Source organism: Parafrigoribacterium mesophilum, from assembly GCF_039652555.1.
GTDB lineage: Bacteria > Actinomycetota > Actinomycetes > Actinomycetales > Microbacteriaceae > Parafrigoribacterium > Parafrigoribacterium mesophilum.
Genome location: NZ_JBDJAF010000045.1, coordinates 1 through 281, shown reverse-complemented (window position 1 = coordinate 281; position 281 = coordinate 1). Strand labels below are relative to the sequence as shown.

Annotated in this window: 1 protein-coding gene; it reads right to left on the bottom strand. The window is 73.7% G+C overall.

Annotation, left to right across the window (positions count from 1 at the left end; translation table 11 throughout):
• A partial coding sequence (locus ABFX56_RS16030; protein ID WP_346234355.1) for a hypothetical protein occupies positions 1-281 on the bottom strand: 281 nt, incomplete at both ends.

Sequence of the window (281 nt, the reverse complement as noted above, 5' to 3'; positions counted from 1 at the left end):
AAAGTGGCGGCCTGCAGCGCGGGCGGGAGGATCGTGTCCTGCGCGCCGTGGATCACCAGCAGCGGGCCCTGCCATGCACCGCGCCGGTCCTCGGCGATCAGGCGTTCGAGGTCTTGGGCCAGCGGGGCGAGGTGGGGTGGCCTGTCGGGCGCCAGCCCGCCACAGCGGCGGCGGAATTCGGTGACGGTGCCCAGCGGGTCCTCTCCCAGCCGGCGGCGCATCCGTTCGAGTACGCGCGGAGCCTCGCCTTGGGGAAAGTCCGGGCGGGCAGCGAAGCAGTC